We start from the raw sequence: 22,696 nt of genomic DNA on the forward strand, positions 1-22,696 counted from the left end.
ATGGCAAAAGAAGTCGGTGCGTTAGTAAAATTACAAGTAAAGGGCGGTGCGGCCAATCCATCACCACCAGTAGGACCTGCGTTAGGTGCTAAAGGGGTGAACATTATGGATTTCTGTAAGCAGTTCAATGCTCGTACGCAAGACAAGCCTGGTCAAATTCTACCAGTTGTCATTACAGTTTACACGGACAAATCTTTTGATTTTATCATCAAAACTCCTCCGGTTGCGGTACAGTTGAAAGACGCTACCAAAATCAAGAGCGGATCTGGTGAGCCTAATCGTAAGAAAGTAGCTTCGGTTACTTGGGATCAGGTAAAACAGATTGCAGAAGATAAAATGCCAGATTTGAATGCGTTCACTGTAGAGTCAGCTATGAAAATGGTTGCGGGTACGGCGCGCAGTATGGGTATCACCGTATCAGGTGACGCTCCTTGGAACAATTAATTAACGAAATCAGTTTAAGAAAGTGGCTAGATTAACAAAAAATCAAAAAGCGGCACTATCCAAAATTGAAGCTGGTAAAGCGTATTCTTTGAAAGAAGCCGCGGCTTTGGTAAAAGAGATTACAACGACTAAGTTTGATGCTTCTGTGGATATCGACGTTCGTTTGGGCGTAGATCCTCGTAAAGCGAATCAAATGGTTCGTGGTATTGCAACGTTACCTCACGGAACAGGTAAAACTGTTCGCGTTTTAGTATTGTGTACTCCTGATAAGGAAGAAGAAGCTAAAGCAGCAGGTGCAGACTACGTAGGTCTTGATGATTACATCAGCAAGATCGAAGGTGGTTGGACTGACGTTGACATCATTATTACTATGCCTAGTGTAATGGCAAAAGTGGGTAAATTGGGCCGTATTTTAGGTCCAAGAAACTTGATGCCTAACCCTAAAACAGGTACTGTAACTACGGAAGTAGGAAAAGCAGTAACTGATGTAAAAGGCGGTAAAATTGATTTCAAAGTCGACAAAACCGGTATTATCCACACTTCAGTTGGAAAAGTGTCATTCGAAGCAGACAAGATTTATGATAACGCGTTAGAGGTGTTGCAAACACTCTCTCGCCTTAAACCATCTGCGGCGAAAGGTACATACTTCAAAAGTATTCACATTTCATCGACTATGAGTCCTGGTATTCATATCGAGACTAAATCAGTAGCGGGTATTTAATCATGAGAAAAGAAGAAAAACAAGAAATTGTTCAAGCTTTGGCAGAGCAGATTAAATCCTACGGCAATTTTTATATTGCTGACACAGCTGATTTGTCTGTAGAGAAAGTGAGTAAAATCCGTCGCAAATGTTTCGAAAGCGGTATCGAGGTTCAAGTAGTGAAAAATACTTTGATCAAGAAAGCGTTATTAGAGGCAGGAGTAGATTCGGAAGAGATCTTTAGCGTATTGAAAGGAGCATCTACTATGATGTTCTCTGAGACTGGGAACGGTCCTGCGAAATTGATCAAGCAATTGCGTAAAGAAGGTGACAAGCCCCTATTAAAAGCGGCTTATATCCAAGAAACGGCTTTCGTTGGTGATTCTCAGCTAGATGCTTTGGTGAACCTAAAATCGAAAGACGAATTAATCGCAGACGTTATTGCTCTACTTCAATCTCCAGCGAAAAACGTTATTTCTGCTCTACAATCAGGCGGAAATACAGTTTCAGGATTGCTTAAAGCTTTAGAAAACAGAGGCTAACGAACCCTCTTGTAAACGTTCGTTAAAATTTTAATTAACAATATTCATTTAGTACATTCAAAAATTCAAAATAAAATGGCAGATTTAAAACAACTTGCTGAGCAACTAGTAAACTTAACTGTAAAAGAAGTTAAAGAACTAGCTGATATCTTAAAAGACGAGTATGGCATCGAACCAGCTGCTGCTGCAGTTGCTGTTGCTGCTGCTCCTGCTGAAGGTGCTGCTGCTGCAGAAGAAAAAACTTCTTTCGACGTAATCTTGAAAGAAGCTGGTGGTTCAAAACTAGCAGTAGTTAAATTGGTTAAAGATTTAGCTGGCCTAGGTTTGAAAGAAGCAAAAGACTTAGTTGATGGTGCACCTAAAGAATTGAAAACTGGTGTTTCTAAAGACGAAGCTGAAGCTTTGAAAAAACAACTAGAAGAAGCTGGAGCTGTAGTTGAGGTTAAGTAATCTCTCCTGCGTAAAGCACCTTTAAGGTATAGACTCTGATGGATTTTCTATCAGAGTCTTTCCCTGTTTATACTATTTAAGCCTCGATGTGGTGTTGTTGACTCATCGATTTTCAGGTTTTCAACAACAATGTTAGCGCAGTTTATTAAAACTAAAATCTTATTCCCTTGGCAAACAACAATATTCAAAAAGAAAGAGTGAATTTTGCTACAAGTAAGAAGGTTATCGATTATCCTGATTTCTTGGACGTGCAATTAGAATCTTTCAGGGAGTTTTTTCAGCTGGAAACTACTTCTGACGATCGCCATCAGGAAGGGCTTTATCAGGTTTTCGCCGAAAACTTCCCTATTTCTGATTCAAGAAACATTTTTGTGCTAGAGTTTTTGGACTATTTCATAGATCCACCACGTTACGACATTCGAGAGTGTATCGAGCGTGGCTTAACGTACAGTGTACCTCTAAAAGCAAAATTAAAGTTATCTTGTAACGACGAAGAGCACGAAGATTTCGAGACGATTGTACAGGATGTGTACTTAGGTACTATTCCTTACATGACACCAAAAGGTACTTTCGTAGTCAATGGTGCGGAACGGGTAATTGTATCCCAACTACACCGCTCACCTGGCGTATTCTTCGGTCAGAGTAGACACACAAATGGAACAAAACTTTATTCTGCTAGGGTAATTCCTTTTAAAGGATCTTGGATCGAATTTGCAACAGACGTAAACAACGTCATGTATGCTTACATCGATCGTAAGAAAAAATTCCCGGTTACCACTTTATTACGTGCTATCGGATTCGATTCGGATAAAGATATCCTAGAATTGTTCGACTTAGCTGATGAAGTTAAGGTAAGTAAATCGGGTCTTAAAAAATACGTTGGTCGTCGTTTGGCGGCAAGAGTATTGAAAAAATGGATAGAAGATTTCGTAGATGAGGATACAGGTGAAGTAGTATCTATCGATCGTAATGAAATCATCCTTGAGCGTGAAACCGTACTAGAAGAAGATCACATTGAAATGATCATCGATGCTGGCGTTAAGTCTATTATCTTAGCGAAAGACGATGAATCTAACAATGCAGATTATTCTATTATATATAACACATTACAAAAGGATACGTCTAACTCGGAAAAAGAAGCGGTGGAGCACATCTATCGCCAATTACGTAACGCCGAACCACCTGATGAGGAAACAGCTCGCGGTATTATCGATCGCTTGTTCTTCTCAGATAAGCGTTATGATTTGGGTGATGTAGGTCGTTACCGTATCAACCGTAAATTAGGCTTATCTACTGGATCAGAAACAAAAGTATTGACGCGCGAAGACATTATCGCGATTGTTAAATACTTGATCAATCTGATCAACTCAAAAGCAGAAGTCGATGATATCGATCACTTGTCCAATCGTCGTGTACGTACCGTTGGTGAGCAACTTTATGCCCAGTTTGGCGTAGGTCTTGCTCGTATGGCGCGTACCATCCGCGAACGTATGAACATTCGTGACAATGAGGTCTTTACACCTACGGATTTGATTAACGCACGTACTTTATCGTCTGTTATCAACTCCTTCTTCGGTACCAATCAGTTATCTCAGTTTATGGATCAAACCAATCCATTGGCCGAGATTACGCACAAGCGTCGTCTATCCGCGTTAGGTCCTGGTGGTCTATCTCGAGAGCGTGCTGGTTTCGAGGTTCGTGACGTTCACTACACGCACTACGGTCGCTTGTGTACTATCGAAACTCCAGAGGGGCCAAACATTGGTTTGATTTCATCACTTGCAGTACACGCGAAAATCAATAACCTTGGTTTTATCGAAACACCATACCGTAAGGTAGATGCTGGTAAAGTCGTGGTAGATCATCCTGTAGTATATTTATCTGCAGAAGATGAAGATGGCAAGACTATCGCGCAAGCGAATGCCATTTATGACGATAAAGGTAACTTCGAAGATGCCAAAGTAAAAGCAAGATATGAGGGTGATTTCCCGATTATTGAGCCGGAGAAATTGGATTACATGGACGTTGCGCCTAACCAGATTACGTCGATTGCAGCATCTTTGATTCCTTTCTTGGAGCATGATGATGCCAACCGTGCCTTGATGGGATCCAACATGCAACGCCAAGCGGTGCCATTGTTGCGTCCGCAAGCACCGATCGTAGGTACAGGATTAGAAGGCCGTGTGGCTTCTGACTCGCGCACCTTGATCAACGCAGAAGGAAACGGTGTCGTAGAATACGTGGATGCACAAGAGATTCATATCCGGTACGAGCGTACCGATGCTGATCGCTTAGTATCATTCGACGACGACGTCAAAACATATAAATTAATCAAGTTCAAGAAAACCAATCAGAATACGTGTATCAACTTGAAACCGATCGTTATCAAAGGCGAAAAGGTAGTAAAGGGACAAGTATTATGTGAGGGTTATGCCACAGAAGATGGCGAGTTGGCATTAGGCCGTAACTTAAAAGTAGCATTCATGCCTTGGCAAGGATACAACTTTGAGGATGCGATCGTAATTTCAGAGCGTGTGGTATCTCAGGATATCTTTACTTCTTTGCATATCGAAGAGTTTGAACTAGAAGTTCGTGATACCAAGCGTGGTGAAGAAGAATTGACTTCAGACATCCCGAACGTATCCGAAGAAGCGACAAAAGATCTAGACGAAAACGGAATTATCCGTATCGGTGCTGAAGTAGTGGAAGGCGATATCTTAATCGGTAAGATTACACCTAAAGGTGAATCAGATCCTTCACCAGAAGAGAAATTGCTTCGTGCAATCTTCGGTGATAAAGCCGGTGATGTGAAAGATGCTTCGTTGAAAACGCCACCATCTATCAAAGGTGTGGTAATCGACACGAAGTTGTTCTCTCGTGCCAAGAAAATGTCTAAAGACATTGAGAAAAAAGCATTGGAGAAATTGGATAATACGCACGAGAGAAACTTGCGCGTGTTGAAAGAGCGTTTGGTAGAGAAATTATTCACCGTAGTGAATGGTAAAACAAGCCAAGGTATCTACAACGTGTACAAAGAGCTATTGGTAGCAAAAGGTGCCAAATTCACGCAAAAAATCCTGACTGATTTAGATTATGCTAACCTAAATCCAGCTGGTTGGACGACAGATGAAGAGAAGAACGATGCGATCAAGATTGCATTGCACAACTACGGCATCAAGTTCAACGAAGAATTAGGCGCATTCAAACGCGACAAGTTTGCGGTATCTGTTGGTGATGAATTGCCATCTGGTATTGTTCAAATGGCTAAAGTTTACGTTGCTAAGAAACGTAAGTTGAAAGTCGGTGATAAAATGGCCGGACGCCACGGTAACAAAGGTATCGTTGCACGTATCGTACGTGATGAGGATATGCCTTTCTTGGCAGATGGAACACCGGTTGATATCGTGTTGAATCCATTAGGTGTACCTTCTCGTATGAACTTGGGTCAGATTTATGAAACTGTTCTTGGATGGGCAGGTCAGAAATTAGGTATGAAGTTCGCGACTCCAATCTTCGATGGTGCAGAAATGGGCCAAGTAGAAGAATGGGTACAAAAAGCAGATCTTCCTGCATCAGGTCGTACGTACTTGTACAACGGTCTTACAGGAGAGCGCTTTGACCAGCCAACAACAGTAGGTGTAATCTATATGTTGAAACTAGGTCACATGGTAGACGATAAGATGCACGCGCGTTCAATCGGACCATACTCATTGATCACACAACAACCATTGGGTGGTAAAGCCCAGTTTGGTGGTCAGCGTTTTGGTGAGATGGAGGTTTGGGCATTAGAAGCATTCGGTGCATCTAATATCCTACAAGAGATCTTAACCGTGAAATCCGATGATGTGATTGGCCGTGCGAAAACCTATGAGGCGATCGTAAAAGGTAACAACTTACCAACACCATCTGTACCAGAATCATTCAATGTATTGGTTCATGAGCTACGTGGTCTAGGTTTGGATATCACATTAGATTAATCAAGTAATTTTAGTTTGGGAGGTGCGAGCTTCCCAAACTTTATATACAGCTTTTAAGTTATACAACGTATGTCTTATAAAAAAGATAATAAAATCAAAAGTAACTTCACGTCGATTACGATTAGTTTAGCTTCTCCGGAAACTATCTTGGAGCGTTCTAGCGGTGAAGTAACTAAGCCGGAAACGATTAACTATCGTACCTACAAGCCGGAACGCGATGGATTATTCTGTGAGCGCATCTTCGGCCCGGTAAAGGATTATGAATGTCACTGTGGTAAGTACAAACGTATCCGTTACAAAGGTATCGTGTGTGACCGTTGTGGTGTAGAAGTAACAGAGAAAAAAGTACGTCGTGAGCGTATGGGCCACATCAACTTGGTGGTTCCTGTGGCACACATCTGGTACTTCCGCTCTTTGCCAAACAAAATCGGTTACTTACTAGGTCTTCCTACCAAGAAATTGGATATGATCATCTACTACGAGCGATATGTGGTTATTCAAGCCGGTATCAAAGAAGATGATGGTCTTTCGTACATGGATTTCTTAACGGAAGAAGAGTACCTAGATATCCTAGATACCTTACCGAAAGAAAACCAATATTTAGATGACAATGATCCACAAAAATTTGTGGCTAAAATGGGTGCTGACGCTTTAGAAGAATTACTAAAACGTCTGGATCTTGATCAGTTGTCTTACGATCTACGTCACCAAGCAGCAAACGAAACTTCACAACAACGTAAAAATGAGGCGTTGAAACGCCTTCACGTAGTAGAAGCTTTCCGTGGTGCTAACACGCGTATCGAAAATCGTCCAGAATGGATGATCGTGAAAATCGTACCAATTATTCCACCAGAGTTGCGCCCATTAGTGCCTTTGGATGGTGGTCGTTTCGCTACTTCCGATTTAAATGACTTGTACCGTCGTGTAATCATCCGTAATAACCGTTTAAAACGCCTTATCGAGATCAAAGCACCAGAGGTAATCTTGCGTAACGAGAAGCGTATGCTTCAAGAAGCGGTAGATTCCTTGTTCGATAACTCTCGTAAAGTAAATGCGGTAAAAACCGAAGGTAATCGTGCCTTGAAATCTCTTTCTGATATTTTGAAAGGTAAGCAAGGTCGTTTCCGTCAAAACTTACTAGGTAAACGTGTGGATTATTCAGCACGTTCGGTTATCGTCGTAGGTCCACACTTGAAATTACACGAATGTGGTCTTCCTAAAGACATGGCTGCGGAGCTTTACAAACCGTTTATCATTCGCAAGATGATCGAGCGTGGTATCGTGAAAACAGTAAAATCTGCGAAGAAAATTGTTGATCGCAAAGATCCTGTCGTTTGGGATATCTTGGAGAATGTATTGAAAGGTCACCCGGTATTATTAAACCGTGCACCTACGCTTCACCGTTTGGGTATCCAAGCATTCCAACCAACGTTGGTAGAAGGTAAAGCGATTCAATTACACCCATTAGTATGTACGGCTTTCAACGCCGATTTTGATGGTGACCAGATGGCAGTCCACTTACCACTAGGTAATGCGGCAATCTTGGAAGCCCAAATCTTGATGTTGGCAGCACACAATATCTTGAACCCTGCGAATGGTTCACCGGTAACGGTTCCTTCTCAGGATATGGTATTGGGTCTTTACTACATTACCAAAGGCCGTAAGACAGATGAAAACCGTCGTATGAAAGGAGAGGGAACAGTCTTCTATTCTCCAGAAGAGGTCATCATCGCGTTGAATGAGCAACAAGTTGACTTGCACTCTTTCATCAAAGTAAAAACACAGATTAAAACTAAAGAAGGTAACTTCGAACAACAAATCATTGAGACTACTGTTGGCCGTGTGATCTTTAACCAGATCGTACCAGAAGAAGTAGGTTATATCAACGATTTGTTGACCAAAAAATCTTTACGTAACGTCATTGGCGAGATCGTGAAGAATACAGGTATGGCGCGTGCAGCTAGATTCTTGGACGATATGAAAGAGTTAGGTTTCCAAACCGCTTTCAAAGGAGGTCTGTCATTTAACTTGCAGGATCTAAACATTCCAGCAGCTAAAACAGATTTGCTAGACCAAGCAACGAAAGAAGTGGAAGAAGTATTGGGTAACTACAATATGGGTTTCATTACGAACAACGAGCGTTACAACCAAATTATCGATATCTGGACACGTATCAACAACCGTTTAACGGCGCACGTTATGGATATCTTGTCTAATGACAACCAAGGATTCAACTCGGTATACATGATGTTGGATTCTGGAGCACGTGGTTCTAAAGAGCAGATTCGTCAGCTATGTGGTATGCGTGGTTTGATGGCTAAGCCACAGAAATCAGGTACATCTGGTGGTGAGATTATCGAAAACCCGATTTTGTCCAACTTCAAAGAAGGACTTTCGGTACTCGAGTACTTTATCTCTACCCACGGTGCGCGTAAAGGTTTGGCCGATACGGCTTTGAAAACGGCCGATGCGGGTTACTTGACACGTCGTTTGCATGATGTTGCGCAAGATATGATCGTTATCGATCAAGACTGTGGAACGTTGCGCGGTATCTACACGACGGCATTGAAAGACAACGATGATGTGATCGAGCCATTGTTCGATCGTATCTTGGGTCGTACGCCATTGAATGATGTACTACATCCGGAGACCAACGAATTAATCGTTGCTGCCAATGCAGATATCACCGAAGAAATTGCAGAGGTGATTGAAAATTCAGGTATTGAAGGTATCGAAATTCGTTCGGTATTGACTTGTGAAGCTAAACGTGGCGTATGTGCTTGTTGTTACGGTCGTAACTTGGCATCTGGTAAACGTGTTCAAAGAGGTGAGGCTGTTGGTGTAATTGCTGCACAGTCCATCGGTGAGCCGGGTACACAGTTGACACTTCGTACATTCCACGTGGGTGGTACTGCTTCCAACATTGCTTCTGACTCTGCAATCATTGCAAAGCATGAAGGTATTATTGAGTTTGAAAACTTACGTACCGTAGAGAAAGAAGGAGATGATGGTAAATTCGAAGTGGTATTAGGTCGTTCTGGAGAGATTAAAATCTTGAACGGAGAAAGACGTGTCGTATATCAACAAGTCATCCCTTACGGATCTAACTTATTCGTAAAAGAAGGAGATACCGTCGAAAAAGGCCAGAAATTGGTTGACTGGGATCCATATAATGCGGTAATTATCTCGGAGTTTGCTGGTAAAGTAGAGTTTGATGCGATCATCGAAGGGGTAACCTTCCGTGAAGAGTCAGATGATCAAACTGGTCACAAGGAGAAGGTAATTATCGAGACTCGTGATAAAACGAAGAACCCGACGATCAAGATCATGGATTTGAAGGGCGAAGTAATTCGTTCGTACAACATTCCAGTTGGTGCCCACGTTTCTGTATCTAACGGACAGAAAGTAAAAGATGGTGCGATCTTGGTTAAGATTCCTCGTTCTACAGGAAAAACCCGAGATATTACGGGTGGTCTACCTCGTGTAACGGAGTTATTCGAAGCGCGTAACCCATCTAACCCAGCTGTAGTAACAGAAATCGACGGTGTGGTAACATTAGGTGGTGTGAAACGTGGTAACCGCGAGGTTTCTATCGAATCACGTGACGGTCAGGTGAAGAAATATTTAGTACCATTGTCTAAACACATCTTGGTACAGGATAATGACTTTATTAAAGCAGGTATGCCACTTTCTGATGGACAGATCTCTCCTGGAGATATCTTATCAATCAAAGGCCCATCTGCAGTACAAGAGTACATCGTGAATGGTATCCAAGAGGTTTACCGTCTACAAGGTGTGAAGATCAATGATAAGCACTTTGAGACAATCGTTCACCAGATGATGCAGAAGGTAAATATTGAGGATCCAGGAGATACACGTTTCTTAGAAAAAGAAGCGGTAAGCAAATGGGACTTCATGGAAGAAAACGATTCTTTGTATGACAAAAAAGTCATCGTGGAAGCCGGTGATTCTAAAACCCTTCGCCCAGGTCAGATTGTAACTATGCGTAACCTACGTGAAGAGAACTCTGTCTTGAAACGTCAGGATATGAAATTGGTGGAAGTGCGCGATGCAATTCCAGCAACGTCTAGTCCTTTGTTGCAAGGTATTACGCGTGCATCTTTAGGTACCAAATCATTCATCTCAGCAGCTTCCTTCCAGGAAACTACTAAGGTGTTGAATGAGGCAGCTATCGCCGGTAAACGTGATAATTTGTTAGGATTGAAAGAAAACGTTATTGTGGGTCACTTAATCCCATCAGGTACCGGTTTACGTCAGTACAGCAATATTATCGTAGGCTCTCGCGAAGAGTACGATCAGCTATTAGCATCTAAAGAAGAAGATTAGTCTTCTTCTTTAGAAAATTGTAATTATAATTATTAAGGCCGTGCGAAGTCAATACGCACGGCCTTTTTTATGTGGTAATTTCGTATTGGTGGATATCTGTTAGATAAATCTTTTTTAGCGTTTCACCAACGTCATCAAAGTTTGTACACGAGCAACCAGCCATTGGTAACCGGCTTCACTATGATCCGGCTTCTGGAAGAGTTTAGAGCCCAAACCGACTGAGAATACGCCAGCTGCGAACCACTCATCGATACTTTCTTTGCTAACATCTACACCGCCAGTAGGCATAAAACGCAGATTTGGAAATAAGGGCTTAATCGCTTTTACGAATTTTGGACCTAGGATATCGCCTGGAAATAGCTTAACGAGTGATGCACCTAATGATTCGGCTACGGCAATCTCGGATGGCGTCATACAACCCGGAATCCAATAATGTCCTTTGGCTATGGTTTCGTGCGCAATCTCTGCGGATATAATAGGACTAACGATAAATTCTGCACCCAATGCCAGAAAGTTCTTCGCTTCTTGCGCGGTCTTAATCGTACCGATGCCCAGCGCCATATCTGGGAAATGTTCCTTTTTGTACGCCAACAAAGCCTCGAAATTGGCTTTGGCCTGCGGACCACGATTGACGAACTCAAAGACGCGAATGCCGCCCTGATAGCAGGCTTGCAATACCTCAAGACAGGTTTGCGGATCATCATTGTAATATACGGGAATGGCAGGATACTGTTGTATAAGAGAGAGTAGCTTATTCATTCTTTAAAGGCTAAAAGTTAAAATTTTCCGTTTCCAAAGTCTCCAGATACGAACAGTTTTTGGTAACCAGCGCCAGTGGCGATATCCACTACTTGCTGAGCTGGTGATTCTGCTATCAGTGCATGGATAAAGCCCGCCATAAAAGCATCGCCACTACCAATGCGATCTATCACATCATCGGTTTCGTAGATCGTGGATATGGTGTCTTCCGAGCGATTGTGATAAGTGCCATAGAACAGGTTGTGCTGTGGGTTATCAATAAATCGGAAGGTATTGGCTACGTGCTGAACCGACGGAAATAGCGCGAAAATCTCGGCGGCAGATTGCTTGGCTGCTTCGAAATAATCCGCCGTAGACGTTTGACGATCCAATGCATCATCTACGTACGTGCCCAACATCTTATTCGCTGCCCAGATATTTCCCATCACCACGTCGCAGTAAGCCACCAAATCAGGCATGATCTCGATGGGTTCTCGGCCATATTGCCAAAGTTTAGAGCGGTAGTTTAAATCGACTGATATGTTGATGTCTCGTTTTTTTGCTTCTTTTAATATGGGTTCGATTAGCTCTGCTATATTTTCATTCAAAGCAGGTGATAGTGCCGTCCAATGAAACCAATCGACTCCGTCAAATAACTGATTGAAGTTGATGTCTTCTAACGTGAGCTGGCTGAAGCTAGAATACCGTCGATCATAGATCACTTCGCCTTGGCTCAATCCATTTGCAGATAGCAAAATATACGAACCAATGCGATCGCCAAAGCTTAGGCTTTTGCCGGTATCTACTCCCAACGTTTGCAGTTGTTCTTGGATTTCTACGCTCAATTGATTTTCTGGGAACGCGCTACAATAGGCTGTCGCTGTGCCCATTTGTGCCAGTCCGCTGGCTACATTGGCTTCTGATCCTCCCGGAAATACCCGTAGCTGATTGCGATCTTTCTCAAAGAAACTAGCTCCAACAGCCTGCAAACGTAAGAGAATCTCTCCAAAACATAGTACTTTCTTCATTCGAATACAATTCAATTTTATTGGTTATACCTGCTCTTCGAATATACCTCTAAGTACGGATTCATGGAGCAAGGTAGACTAGCTATTTAGTTGTAGTCCTTCTAATGTACAGTTTCTTTTTTAAGAGAGACTAGTTTACCAACTAGAATTCCTCGCAAACGTTAGCGTAACTAATCCTTTCATGAGCCGACTAATTTTAATAATATTGAATTGTTATAAACGCTAAATAAACCACATGAGCATATTGGATAAGTTTTCCCTCGCGGGCAAAGTTATTGTCGTAACCGGTGCTACCGGAGTTCTCGGAAAGAGTTTTGTGGGCGCACTAGCAGAGGCAGGCGCCAAAGTTGCCATTGTTGGCCGAAATGAAGAACGCGCTATGGCGCGCTTGGCACTAGTCAATAGCTTGGGTGGAGAAGGAATGATGGTCGTAGCGGATGTGCTGAGCGAAACTTCCATGCAACAAGCCAAAGACGCCATTGTTGAAAAATGGGGAACCATTGATGGATTGATTAATGCTGCCGGTGGCAACATTCCAGGCGCTACGATTGGTCCAGATCAGGATATTTTCGAAGCGAATATCCAAGACACTTTGAAGGCCATTGAATTAAATCTCTTTGGTACCATCATTCCCACACATGTATTTGGGAAAGTGATGGCGGCGCAAGGGCGTGGTAGCATTATCAATATCGCCTCGCTATCTTCTAGCCAAGCGATCAGTCGTGTATTGGGATACACCGTCGCCAAAAATGGCGTAGTTGGTTTCACCAAATGGATGGCTTCCGAGTTGGCGCTTCGGTATGGCGATCAGCTCCGTGTCAATGCCATTGCTCCTGGTGTATTTCTAACCGAACAGAATAGGACTCTATTAACGAATCCGGACGGATCTTACACTGAGCGCGCACAAAAGTTTGTAAATGGTACGCCATTCTCACGATTGGGTGATCCCGAAGAACTGAATGGAACATTAGTATATCTATTGAGCGATGCGTCTGCCTTTGTGAACGGCGAGACCGTTTATGTAGATGGCGGCTTCAACGCTTGGTCTGGTGTATAATAAGAAAAATACGATGCAAAAATTAGAACAAACTTGGCGCTGGTACGGCCCACAAGATCCAGTAAGCTTGCAAGATGTAAAGCAGGCTGGCGCATCAGGTATCGTCACCGCATTACATCATATCGCGCACGGCGAGGTATGGCCGTTGGAAGATATAGAAGAACGTAAACGCATCATTGAGACGGCCGGACTGGTCTGGTCCGTCGTAGAAAGTGTGCCGGTGCACGAAGCCATCAAAACGAAGCGAGAAGATGCTGATCGATACATCGAAAACTATAGACAAACGCTACGCAATCTAGCGGCCTGCGACATCCGCGTCATCACGTACAACTTTATGCCCGTGTTAGATTGGACGCGTACCAAACTAGATTTGGAAATGCCCAACGGGGCGAAAGCCTTGTATTTCGATTGGGCTGATCTGGCTGCTTTCGACTTACATATCTTCCAGCGAGAGCAGGCAGAAAAGGATTATCCCAAAGCAGTAATTGCCGACGCGAAAAAAAGATTTGCCAATTTCAGTGCCGCCGATATCGAAGAATTGAAACGGGTAATCCTGATGGGAATTCCGAGCGAGAAAGACATCACCTTAGATGATCTACAGCGCAATCTGATCCTGTACAAGGAAATAGGACGTGCAGGTTTGTTAGATAATCTTTGCTGGTTTTTGCGTGAAATACAATCGGTTTGCGAGGAACATGGCATCAAGATGGCCATCCATCCGGATGATCCACCGTACCCCATATTAGGATTACCACGCATTGCTTCTAATTTGGAGGATTACGTGAAGATTATCGAAGGAGTAGACGCGCCTTTTAATGGCGTATGTTTCTGTACGGGATCATTGGGTGCTGGCGCGGAAAATGATGTGCCAGCGATTGCGAGAGCTATTAAACATCGTGTGCATTTCGCTCACTTCCGTAATGTAAAGAAGGATGCTGTCGGCAACTTTTATGAAGCTGATCATTTAAGCGGCGATGTCGATATGGCGCAGGTAGTGGATATCTTTATTGATGAAAATCAGACGCGAGCACAACCGATTCCGTTTCGTCCAGATCATGGGCATCAGATGTTAGATGATCTTCATAAAGTGACCAATCCGGGATATTCTGCTATCGGACGACTACGAGGTTTAGCAGAACTACGTGGATTGGAGGAAGGATTAATCTATTCCAAAACAGTGACAAATACCAGTAAATAAACCAAATACGAGGAATGGGGAGCAAAGTAAAAGGAAACTACAGATGGGTGATATGCGGATTGTTATTTTTTGCAACAACCATCAACTATTTGGACAGGCAGGTGCTGTCTCTAACCTGGAAGGACTTCATTGCTCCCGAATTTCATTGGACCAATAATGATTACGGAAATATAACGGCCTTATTTGCCATTTTCTATGCCATCAGCATGTTGCTGGCCGGGCGGTTCGTCGATTTGGTTGGTACGAAGAAAGGTTTTTTGTGGGCCATCGGTGTTTGGTCTATCGGCGCGATATTGCATGCATTTTGTGGTATTGCTACTTCGGGGATTACCGCAGGCGAATGGTTTGTTGGATTTGAAGGAGCCAAAGAAGCGATTAGCCATGTGCATGACTTTTCCCGTGTGGTCAATGTCAGTGTGGTCTTATTCATCTTTGCACGCTTCGTGTTGGCGGTAGGTGAGGCCGGCAACTTTCCGGCAGCCATCAAGACCGTAGCAGAATATTTTCCGAAGAAAGATCGGGCTTTGTCTACCAGTATCTTCAATGCAGGTACCACGGTTGGTGCTTTGGCTGCTCCACTAACCATTCCTTATATCGCCGAAGCATTAGGCTGGGAGATGGCTTTTATCATTATTGGTGCACTCGGTTTTGTGTGGATGGGTTTCTGGATATTTATGTACGAAAAACCCGAAACACATCCTCGCGTCACCGCCGAAGAACTCGCCTATATTCAACAAGATGAGATAACAGGTCTGCGTCCAGCTACCGCAGAAGTAGTTGTTGAACAACGCAAAGTAACCATTACAAAATGCTTGCAATATAGGCAAACTTGGGCTTTTGCCTTGGGTAAGTTCATGACAGATGGTGTGTGGTGGTTCTTATTATTCTGGATGCCAGCCTATCTCAGCTCCGTATATGGTATCAAGTCTTCAGATTTTACTGGCCAGATCGCGCTTTTTGTTTTGTATAGCATCACGATGTTGTCGATTATAGGAGGTTGGCTGCCCACGTATTTCGTCGATAAATATGGTTTAGATCCTTATGCAGGCCGTATGCGCGCCATGCTCATTTTTGCGTTTTTTCCTTTGGTGGTATTGTTAGCACAGCCATTGGGCGCGATTTCGTTTTGGTATCCTGTTTTATTGATTGGTATTGGTGCGGCCGCGCATCAGTCTTGGTCCGCTAATCTGTACTCCGTAGTAGGCGATATGTTTCCTAAGCGAGCCATTGCTACCGTTACGGGGATTGGCGGTTTAGCAGGTGGCGTTGGTGCTTTCCTGATCAATAAATGTTCGGGAATGCTGTTTGATTATGCAGAAAGGCATTGGAGTAAGATCAATGGAACATCGCTTCATGAGGCATTTCCGCAATTTGAAAACATAGAGACCGAAAAGATCTTATTAGAACAGCACGGGGTAGTCAATATCGAAGAGTTTTTAAACCAGCTTTCGTCTACAGGTGAGGTTGTTAGTAATGGGATAAATACCGGTTACCTGATCATCTTTTCGTTTTGCGGAGTGGCCTATTTGCTGGCATGGATGGTGATGAAAACCTTAGTGCCTAAGATGAAACCGGTCGAGTTGTAGTCGACTTGCGAAACACCAGCACAGGCTCCAGTTTTGTTGTCGTTACAGCGATTTGATGTCGATTTTTACCGTGGATGAGTTCCACTAGTCGTTCGATGCCCAGCTTTCCCATTTCCAGTGCAGGTTGTACCACGGTCGACAAAGCTGGATTTAAAGAATCCGCTGCTTCCGTGTTCGAAAAGCCTATCACGGCCACTTCTTCCGGTACGCGGATTCCCAAATCGGATAGGATTCCCAAAACACTAAGCGTGAGCATGTCGGTATTACCCAATATTCCGATTGGCTTTTGCACCATTGCGAGTTTAGCTTGCAGCATTTCGCGTAAGCTCTTTACCAAATCTTGTCTGGGCAGTTGGTAGTCGACCTCAATAAGATTGTTTTCTGTAAACGGAATCTGGTTGGCCAATAGCGCATTTTTGTATCCGGCGGTACGCTTTTGCGTAACGCCCAAATCTTTGCCATTCAGTACCAAAATATGATCCCGACCCATATCGATCAGGTGCTGGGTAGCATCAAAAGCACCACGTTCGTTATCGACGCCGATTTTGTGCGTTTCCAAATCAAAATCGATACGGTCAATTAATACAATAGGCACTTCTTGATGCACCTCCTGCAAGAACTCCACACTGGTATTCGCCGAAGGCGAAATCAAGATACCATCAATATTCTGACTCAAGAGCGACTGCAAAAGCTCCATCTCCGTATCGGCATCCTCGCGACTCTGCATGAAAATCAACTTATAATTGCTGCTATAAGCTGCCTGATGGGCGCCTTCTAAGATCTGCGCTTGAAATGGGTTGGCCAGATACGGAATAATAATCGCTACCGTATTCGTACGACCCGTCTTCAAGCTTTTACCAAACATGTTCGGACGGTAATGGTGCGCTGCTGCCAGCTCTTGCACTTTACGCTTCGTTTCTACACTGATTTCATGGCTATCATTGAGCGCTTTCGATACCGATGAGACCGATAATCCCAGCATCTTTGCCAACTCTTTTAACGTGATATTTCCCATGTTTTTTGCTTAGTAGAAATGCTATTTTGAGGCAGCAGATTAACGTAAATCTACCAGCTCAAAATCCTTGAATTGATTCTTTTGAAAGGTAAAAGTGCTTTGCGGAATTTTCTGATTCACGTACAAGGCAGTCACTGTATACGTATAGCTGGAACTCGCTTTGTCATACACTGTAATATCATGGATATGATTATTGCTGTTAATACGAATCTTGATCCTAGCATAGCTAGACGATTTATCCGTGGGCGTAAGTTGAATGGCTTTTAAAGACTGATTGCCCACGCGCTCATCGGCTAACGCCGTGTATGTATAGCCTGTACGGTAGAAGGTAAACAAGTTTTGCGGGCCGAGTGTCTCTGCACTGTTGTCCACTTCGCTCACTTGGATTTCCTTGTCTTCTGGAAGTATAGACCAAACCGCTTTGCCGTCGCTAATAATCTCCTGCGCGTTGAGTTTGATGCGGTATTTATTGCCCACTTTGTCCAATTTCAACGATCCGTTATCGTTGTATTGCTGTCCATCGGCCTGCGTAGCGGCGAAAGAAAAATCCACCAGCATGGTACGGTAGCTATCGTATTTTTTGGATACCTGATCCAAGGTTGTTTTAGCGGTAGATGCTTTCGTTTGTGCTTTTGCTGCCGCAATAGGTAGGCACAAAAGGGCTACAATCAGGATTCGTGTAATCGGTATAATCTTCATACTTGCTTTCTTATTTTAATGTCTCCAAATACTGTTCTAAGGAGTACTCATCTGGGTACAGCACTTCGCGCGCTTTACTGCCTTCAAATTGACCGACAATACCGGCAGCCTCCAGCTGATCAATGATCCGTCCAGCTCGATTGTAGCCTAGTTTTAGTTTGCGTTGGATCAACGATGTCGAGCCTTGTTGGTGCATCACAATCAGCCTTGCTGCATCTTCGAAAAGCACGTCTCGATCCGATAAGTCGAAGTCGGCCAAGCCACTACCTTCGCCATTTTCATCCACATATTCTGGTAGATAATGAGCCGAAGGATAACCGCGTTGTCCACCAATGAAATCCGATATCTGATCCACTTCCGGTGTATCCACAAAAGCACATTGAATCCGAATCAATTCGCTTCCAGTAGCCAATAGCATATCTCCACGACCGATCAGCTGATCCGCACCGCCCGAATCCAGAATCGTTCTGGAATCGACCTTAGACAACACACGAAACGCCAAACGCGCCGGGAAGTTGGCCTTGATCGTACCCGTGATGATATTCACCGAAGGCCGTTGTGTGGCGATCACCAAATGTATCCCCACGGCACGTGCCAATTGTGCTAATCGGGCTATCGGTGTTTCTACCTCTTTTCCAGCCGTCATCATCAAATCCGCAAACTCATCTACGATGAGTACAATGAATGGTAAGAATCGATGACCCTCCTCTGGGTTTAATCGTCGACCAACAAACTTCGCATTATACTCTTTCAAATTGCGGACGTGAGCATTTTTCAACAAGTCATAGCGTTGATCCATCTCGATACACAAAGAATTCAACGTATTGATCACCTTCTTGGTATCCGTGATGATCGCATCATCTTCGCCCGGAAGTTTCGCCAAGAAATGGCGTTCGATCTTTTTGAACAGCGACAGCTCTACCTTCTTTGGATCCACCAATACAAATTTTAGTTCGGCAGGATGCTTTTTGTACAGTAATGAAGTCAGAATCGCATTAATACCTACGGATTTACCCTGTCCGGTGGCACCAGCCACCAACAGGTGAGGCATTTTTGCTAAATCGGCAATATAGACTTCGTTCGAAATCGTTTTTCCCAATGCGATAGGTAGATCCATATCTGTTTTCTGGAATTTCTCGGTCGCAATGACCGATCGCATCGATACCATTTCGGGATTGCTGTTGGGCACTTCAATACCAATCGTTCCCTTTCCGGGCATTGGCGCAATAATACGGATACCCAATGCCGCCAAACTTAGCGCGATATCGTCTTCCAGATTTTTGATCCGCGAGATTCGCACTCCCGGTTTAGGGATGATTTCGTACAGCGTAACAGTCGGGCCGATTGTTGCCTTGATATGCTCAATCTCTATGCTATAGTTTCGTAGTGTATCTACAATCTTGTTTTTATTGGCTTCCAGCTCCTGCTGATTAATGGTAATCTTACCTGTACCGTATTCTTTCAATAAATCGAGTGGGGGATGTTGGTAGCCGGACAGATCCAATTTCGGGTCGTATTCTCCGAACTGCTTCACCAAATCACTCGCTTCCACCGCTTTTTCTTCTTTGACGGCTTCAACCGTGAGTGCCAATTCTTCCTCAGCCGTTTCTTCAATTTCTACGGACAAATCTGGTTCTACCGAAAGTGCCACCGCTCCGGTCTCTTCTACCGCCGGAATTGTTGGTTCTGGGGTATGTGTATCTACCACATCAAAAGAGATCGTGCCAGATTGTTCTTCCGATCGTAGTGTGTTTTTCTCCTTTGGCGCGCTTATTTCTGGTTCCCAAGTAGGATTTGCTTGTTGATGCTGCTCTAAGCTGTTCTTCGCTTCCGAATCATTTCTTGATTGTTGTACAATACGTTCGCGCGGAGTGGATCTATCTTCGCTGAAGCTATTGCTCACCGCAGGTCTGTCTAGCCGCTCATTGCTTTGATAATCGTCTGTCTCTTCTCCTTCTTCATATTCCCCTCCTTCGTCCGATCGTGCAGTTTGAAAAGAAATCTTCAGATCATAATTGTAGATCAGGATGAGCGCTGCTAGCAAGACAAAAATCAAAATACCGGCCACACCCGCAGTTCCAATCTGCAAAGTCAGGATCTGATTGGTCCAGTAGCCAAATTTTCCTTCCAGAATATGTGGCGTATCGGTAATGAAATCTTGTAGAAATCCCAACGTAAGAGAGATGAAAATGATCGCAATAAGCGAATACAAAATGGTTTTGCCAACGGGTAATAACGCACGAAGATACAGCAGTCGGTATCCGACTACGAATAAGACTAGAATAAATAAGAAAGACGCGACGCCAAACCATTCGAAGATAAACTGATTGGCTAATAGGGCACCAAACTTCCCAAGTTTATTCTCAATAACGGGTGTTTCTAGCGTCTCGTCTAGCACTTCTTCTGAAGAGCTAAATAGGGTGTCCCAGCCGCCATTGGTGATGTATATATAACTTTGATCTGCCTTCCAAGTGAAGAGGTAAGAAATAAAAGCTACGGCAAAAAGTCCAGACGTGATGAGTAAAAACAATCCCAGCACCTTCATTACCTTTTGCTGTCCTTCCGTAAAATCTATTTTACGAAAGGTACGCGTTGTCTTCTTTGGTTCGTACGAAGACGTTGTGCTTTTCGCGCGTCTTGCCCCACCAGTACCCGTACTCCCATTTTTGAATGAATTTCCTTTAGCCATGTAGACGACAGTTTATGCCTTTTACAAACTTACTAAAAATAGACAAAACTCCAGTTTTGGCAAGGAGCGAAGTTGTATATTGTAGCGACTATCTTTCTAGCTACGTTTGTTAAGGTATTAGTGCCAGAATATAGGCATTTCAAAAATGATTTATCATGAGAAAATTTTCTGCATTCATAGCCGCTGTTGCCTTGCTATTGGCATCGTGTAATAACAATGATCTGCTATCAGATCAATTAAGTAATGATGCTACTAATCAGATGGCTGTGTTAGCGATATTTAATGGTGTCCCCGACTCTGATCAGATGGAGGTGTTTTTGAATGGTGAACGACAAAATACCACTATTGAGATGTTGGGGTATGGCGACTTTATACGTCATCGAACGGTATATCCGGGTAGTAGAAGATTGACGTTGAATGTGCGCTACGGCAATCAAACACTATCTCCACCAGCAACAGATCTTAATTTGGGTGCTGGCAAAAATTATTCTTTGCTCCTTACTAACGGAAATCCTATACAATCCACATTGGTCGAAGATGATTTGCTTTTGCCAAGAAGTGGTCAATTTAAAGTGCGCTTTGTCAATACAAATCCAGATGGAGTAACGGTTTCTGTAGGTACAGCGAAGGATCGGGCGGGATTTTTTCGGGGATTGGCGGCTGGAAAGATTTCTACATTCATGACCTTTGATGTAGCGGATTACCCATTGCATTTTACGACAGATGGCAGCGCAAGTGCAAGTCATGCTTTTGAATTAAAACCTGCCAACCAAGGTGTGTATACGATTTGGTTGACAGGTTCTTTAGCGGAGAAAGATCGTAATGATCAGACTTCGCTATATACGGTGATTCAACACCCTTAATTAGTCTTTTACTACAATTAAGTAGTAGTTTTTCTTGCCCCTTTGGGCAATGATATACTGATCGTTGATCAAATGACCGCTCGATACTACGAGATCTACGTCGGATATTTTTTCGCGATTGAGCGACACGCCGCCGCCTTGTAGCATTTTGCGCGCCTCACCTTTAGAAGGAAATATTTGCGTATTCAACGCTAAGAAATCCAAAATAGGAATACTATTATTTAATGCTGTACGACTTAGATCGTATTGTGGCAATCCTTCGAATACCTCACGTACGTCTTCTTCACGTAAGGACGATAAGAAATCCAACGAACCATTGTTGAATAAGAAATCCGATGTCTTGATCGCCGTTTCATATGCCTGCTCGGAATGGGTGCGGATCGTGATATCCTGCGCCAAAGCTTTTTGTACAATACGCAAATGTGGCGCTTGATCGTGCTCCGCAATGATGCTATCAATTTCCTCTTTCGGCTTTAGCGTAAAGATTTTGATCCAGCTTTTCGCGTCATCATCGGTTGCGTTCAGCCAAAATTGATAGAATTTGTAAGGAGAGGTTTTCTTTGGGTCAAGCCATACCGCTCCAGACTCCGTTTTACCAAATTTCTGTCCGTCCGACTTCTTAATTAATTGCGTCGTCAGCGCATGAGCGCTTCCTTGATCTATACGACGAATCATCTCACTTCCGGTCACAATATTGCCCCACTGATCGGAGCCGCCCATCTGGATCTTACAATTGTGGTGTTTCCACAAATAATAGAAGTCGTATCCTTGGATAAGTTGATAGGTAAATTCAGTGAAGGAAAGCCCATTTTCGCCTTCTAATCGCTTCTTCACCGAATCTTTGGACATCATATAATTGACGGTAATTAACTTGCCGACATCCCGGATGAAATCCAAGAAGCTGAAATCCTTAAACCAGTCATAATTGTTGACCATTTGTGCATCTGTCTCTCCTTCTCCGAAAGACAGGAACTTCGAAAGCTGCGCCTTCAACCCATTCAGGTTGTGTTGCAAGGTGCTTTCATCCAGTAGATTGCGTTCTGCTGACTTGAACGAAGGATCACCAATCATACCTGTTGCGCCACCAACTAATGCGAAGGGCTTGTGCCCTGCAGACTGAAAGTGTATCAACGTCATGATCTGTGTGAGATGCCCTACGTGCAAAGAATCTCCTGTAGGATCGAAGCCAATATATCCAGCAACTCGCTCGCTGCTTAATACTTCTTCTGTACCGGGCATAATGTCCTGGAGCATGCCACGCCAACGCAATTCTTCTACAAAATTCATCTTTAAATGATTTGATTTTTAAGCGGTTATGTCGTTTTAGTGGGTCTTCGCCTGTGTTGCAATACCTCACTTACGC

16 protein-coding genes are annotated in these 22,696 nt (G+C 43.5%); 10 read left to right on the forward strand and 6 right to left on the reverse strand.

The features are described 5' to 3' along the window. From rplK to rpoC, 6 genes are all read left to right on the forward strand, one after another. Positions 1-444: a 50S ribosomal protein L11 gene (gene rplK, locus AC3IRT_RS02315; RefSeq protein WP_489394927.1), complete on the forward strand. Its 444-nt coding sequence runs from the start codon at positions 1-3 to the stop codon at positions 442-444. A gap of 22 nt (positions 445-466) precedes the next feature. Beyond that, positions 467-1,165 carry a 50S ribosomal protein L1 gene (rplA, locus tag AC3IRT_RS02320; RefSeq protein WP_489394928.1) on the forward strand — a complete coding sequence of 233 codons (699 nt, stop codon included), beginning with the start codon at positions 467-469 and terminating at the stop codon, positions 1,163-1,165. Positions 1,166-1,167: 2 nt separating this feature from the next. Then, complete coding sequence (gene rplJ, locus AC3IRT_RS02325) at positions 1,168-1,686, forward strand: 50S ribosomal protein L10 (protein WP_489394929.1); 519 nt, start codon at positions 1,168-1,170, stop codon at positions 1,684-1,686. 75 nt (positions 1,687-1,761) lie between these two features. Further along, positions 1,762-2,136 carry a 50S ribosomal protein L7/L12 gene (gene rplL, locus AC3IRT_RS02330; RefSeq protein ID WP_116776281.1) on the forward strand — a complete coding sequence of 125 codons (375 nt, stop codon included), beginning with the start codon at positions 1,762-1,764 and terminating at the stop codon, positions 2,134-2,136. Between the two features lie 167 nt (positions 2,137-2,303). After that, the gene (gene rpoB / locus AC3IRT_RS02335; protein ID WP_489394930.1) at positions 2,304-6,113 is read left to right on the forward strand and encodes a DNA-directed RNA polymerase subunit beta; all 3,810 of its coding nucleotides are present in this window, start codon (positions 2,304-2,306) and stop codon (positions 6,111-6,113) included. Positions 6,114-6,182: 69 nt separating this feature from the next. Further along, on the forward strand, positions 6,183-10,460 hold the full coding sequence (gene rpoC / locus AC3IRT_RS02340) for a DNA-directed RNA polymerase subunit beta' (RefSeq protein ID WP_489394931.1): 4,278 nt from the start codon (positions 6,183-6,185) through the stop codon (positions 10,458-10,460). Positions 10,461-10,574: 114 nt separating this feature from the next. Here the strand turns inward: rpoC and AC3IRT_RS02345 are convergent, their stop codons facing one another. Both AC3IRT_RS02345 and AC3IRT_RS02350 read right to left on the reverse strand, forming a co-directional pair. Then, positions 10,575-11,219 (reverse strand): beta/alpha barrel domain-containing protein, encoded by a 645-nt coding sequence (locus AC3IRT_RS02345; RefSeq protein ID WP_489394932.1) that lies wholly within the window; start codon positions 11,217-11,219, stop codon positions 10,575-10,577. Positions 11,220-11,236: 17 nt separating this feature from the next. Beyond that, positions 11,237-12,226 carry a PfkB family carbohydrate kinase gene (locus AC3IRT_RS02350; protein ID WP_489394933.1) on the reverse strand — a complete coding sequence of 330 codons (990 nt, stop codon included), beginning with the start codon at positions 12,224-12,226 and terminating at the stop codon, positions 11,237-11,239. Positions 12,227-12,461: 235 nt separating this feature from the next. On the opposite strand from AC3IRT_RS02350, the gene AC3IRT_RS02355 reads away from it, so the two are divergent. The 3 genes from AC3IRT_RS02355 to AC3IRT_RS02365 are packed head-to-tail and all read left to right on the forward strand — an operon-like array spanning position 12,462 to position 16,067. Further along, positions 12,462-13,283: an SDR family oxidoreductase gene (locus AC3IRT_RS02355; RefSeq protein ID WP_489394934.1), complete on the forward strand. Its 822-nt coding sequence runs from the start codon at positions 12,462-12,464 to the stop codon at positions 13,281-13,283. A 13-nt stretch (positions 13,284-13,296) separates the two neighbouring features. After that, the gene (gene uxuA / locus AC3IRT_RS02360; RefSeq protein WP_489394935.1) at positions 13,297-14,481 is read left to right on the forward strand and encodes a mannonate dehydratase; all 1,185 of its coding nucleotides are present in this window, start codon (positions 13,297-13,299) and stop codon (positions 14,479-14,481) included. Between the two features lie 14 nt (positions 14,482-14,495). Then, positions 14,496-16,067: an MFS transporter gene (locus AC3IRT_RS02365; protein ID WP_489394936.1), complete on the forward strand. Its 1,572-nt coding sequence runs from the start codon at positions 14,496-14,498 to the stop codon at positions 16,065-16,067. Here AC3IRT_RS02365 and AC3IRT_RS02370 read toward each other — a convergent pair. The 3 genes from AC3IRT_RS02370 to AC3IRT_RS02380 are packed head-to-tail and all read right to left on the reverse strand — an operon-like array spanning position 16,042 to position 20,470. Then, entirely contained in the window at positions 16,042-17,082 is a 1,041-nt protein-coding gene (locus AC3IRT_RS02370; protein WP_489394937.1) for a LacI family DNA-binding transcriptional regulator, read from the reverse strand. The genes AC3IRT_RS02365 and AC3IRT_RS02370 overlap by 26 nt on opposite strands. A 39-nt stretch (positions 17,083-17,121) precedes the next feature. Then, positions 17,122-17,781: an outer membrane lipoprotein periplasmic chaperone LolA1 gene (gene lolA1 / locus AC3IRT_RS02375; protein ID WP_489394938.1), complete on the reverse strand. Its 660-nt coding sequence runs from the start codon at positions 17,779-17,781 to the stop codon at positions 17,122-17,124. A 10-nt stretch (positions 17,782-17,791) separates the two neighbouring features. Next, positions 17,792-20,470: an FtsK/SpoIIIE family DNA translocase gene (locus AC3IRT_RS02380; RefSeq protein WP_489394939.1), complete on the reverse strand. Its 2,679-nt coding sequence runs from the start codon at positions 20,468-20,470 to the stop codon at positions 17,792-17,794. Between the two features lie 155 nt (positions 20,471-20,625). Between AC3IRT_RS02380 and AC3IRT_RS02385 the strand changes: the two genes are divergently transcribed. Continuing rightward, entirely contained in the window at positions 20,626-21,333 is a 708-nt protein-coding gene (locus AC3IRT_RS02385; protein ID WP_489394940.1) for a DUF4397 domain-containing protein, read from the forward strand. Here AC3IRT_RS02385 and tyrS read toward each other — a convergent pair whose 3' ends face one another. Continuing rightward, a complete protein-coding gene (gene tyrS, locus AC3IRT_RS02390; RefSeq protein ID WP_489394941.1) occupies positions 21,334-22,620 on the reverse strand; it encodes a tyrosine--tRNA ligase in 1,287 nt (428 codons plus the stop codon). Between the last annotated feature and the right edge of the window lie 76 nt (positions 22,621-22,696).

This window comes from Sphingobacterium sp. KH_072 (assembly GCF_057837975.1).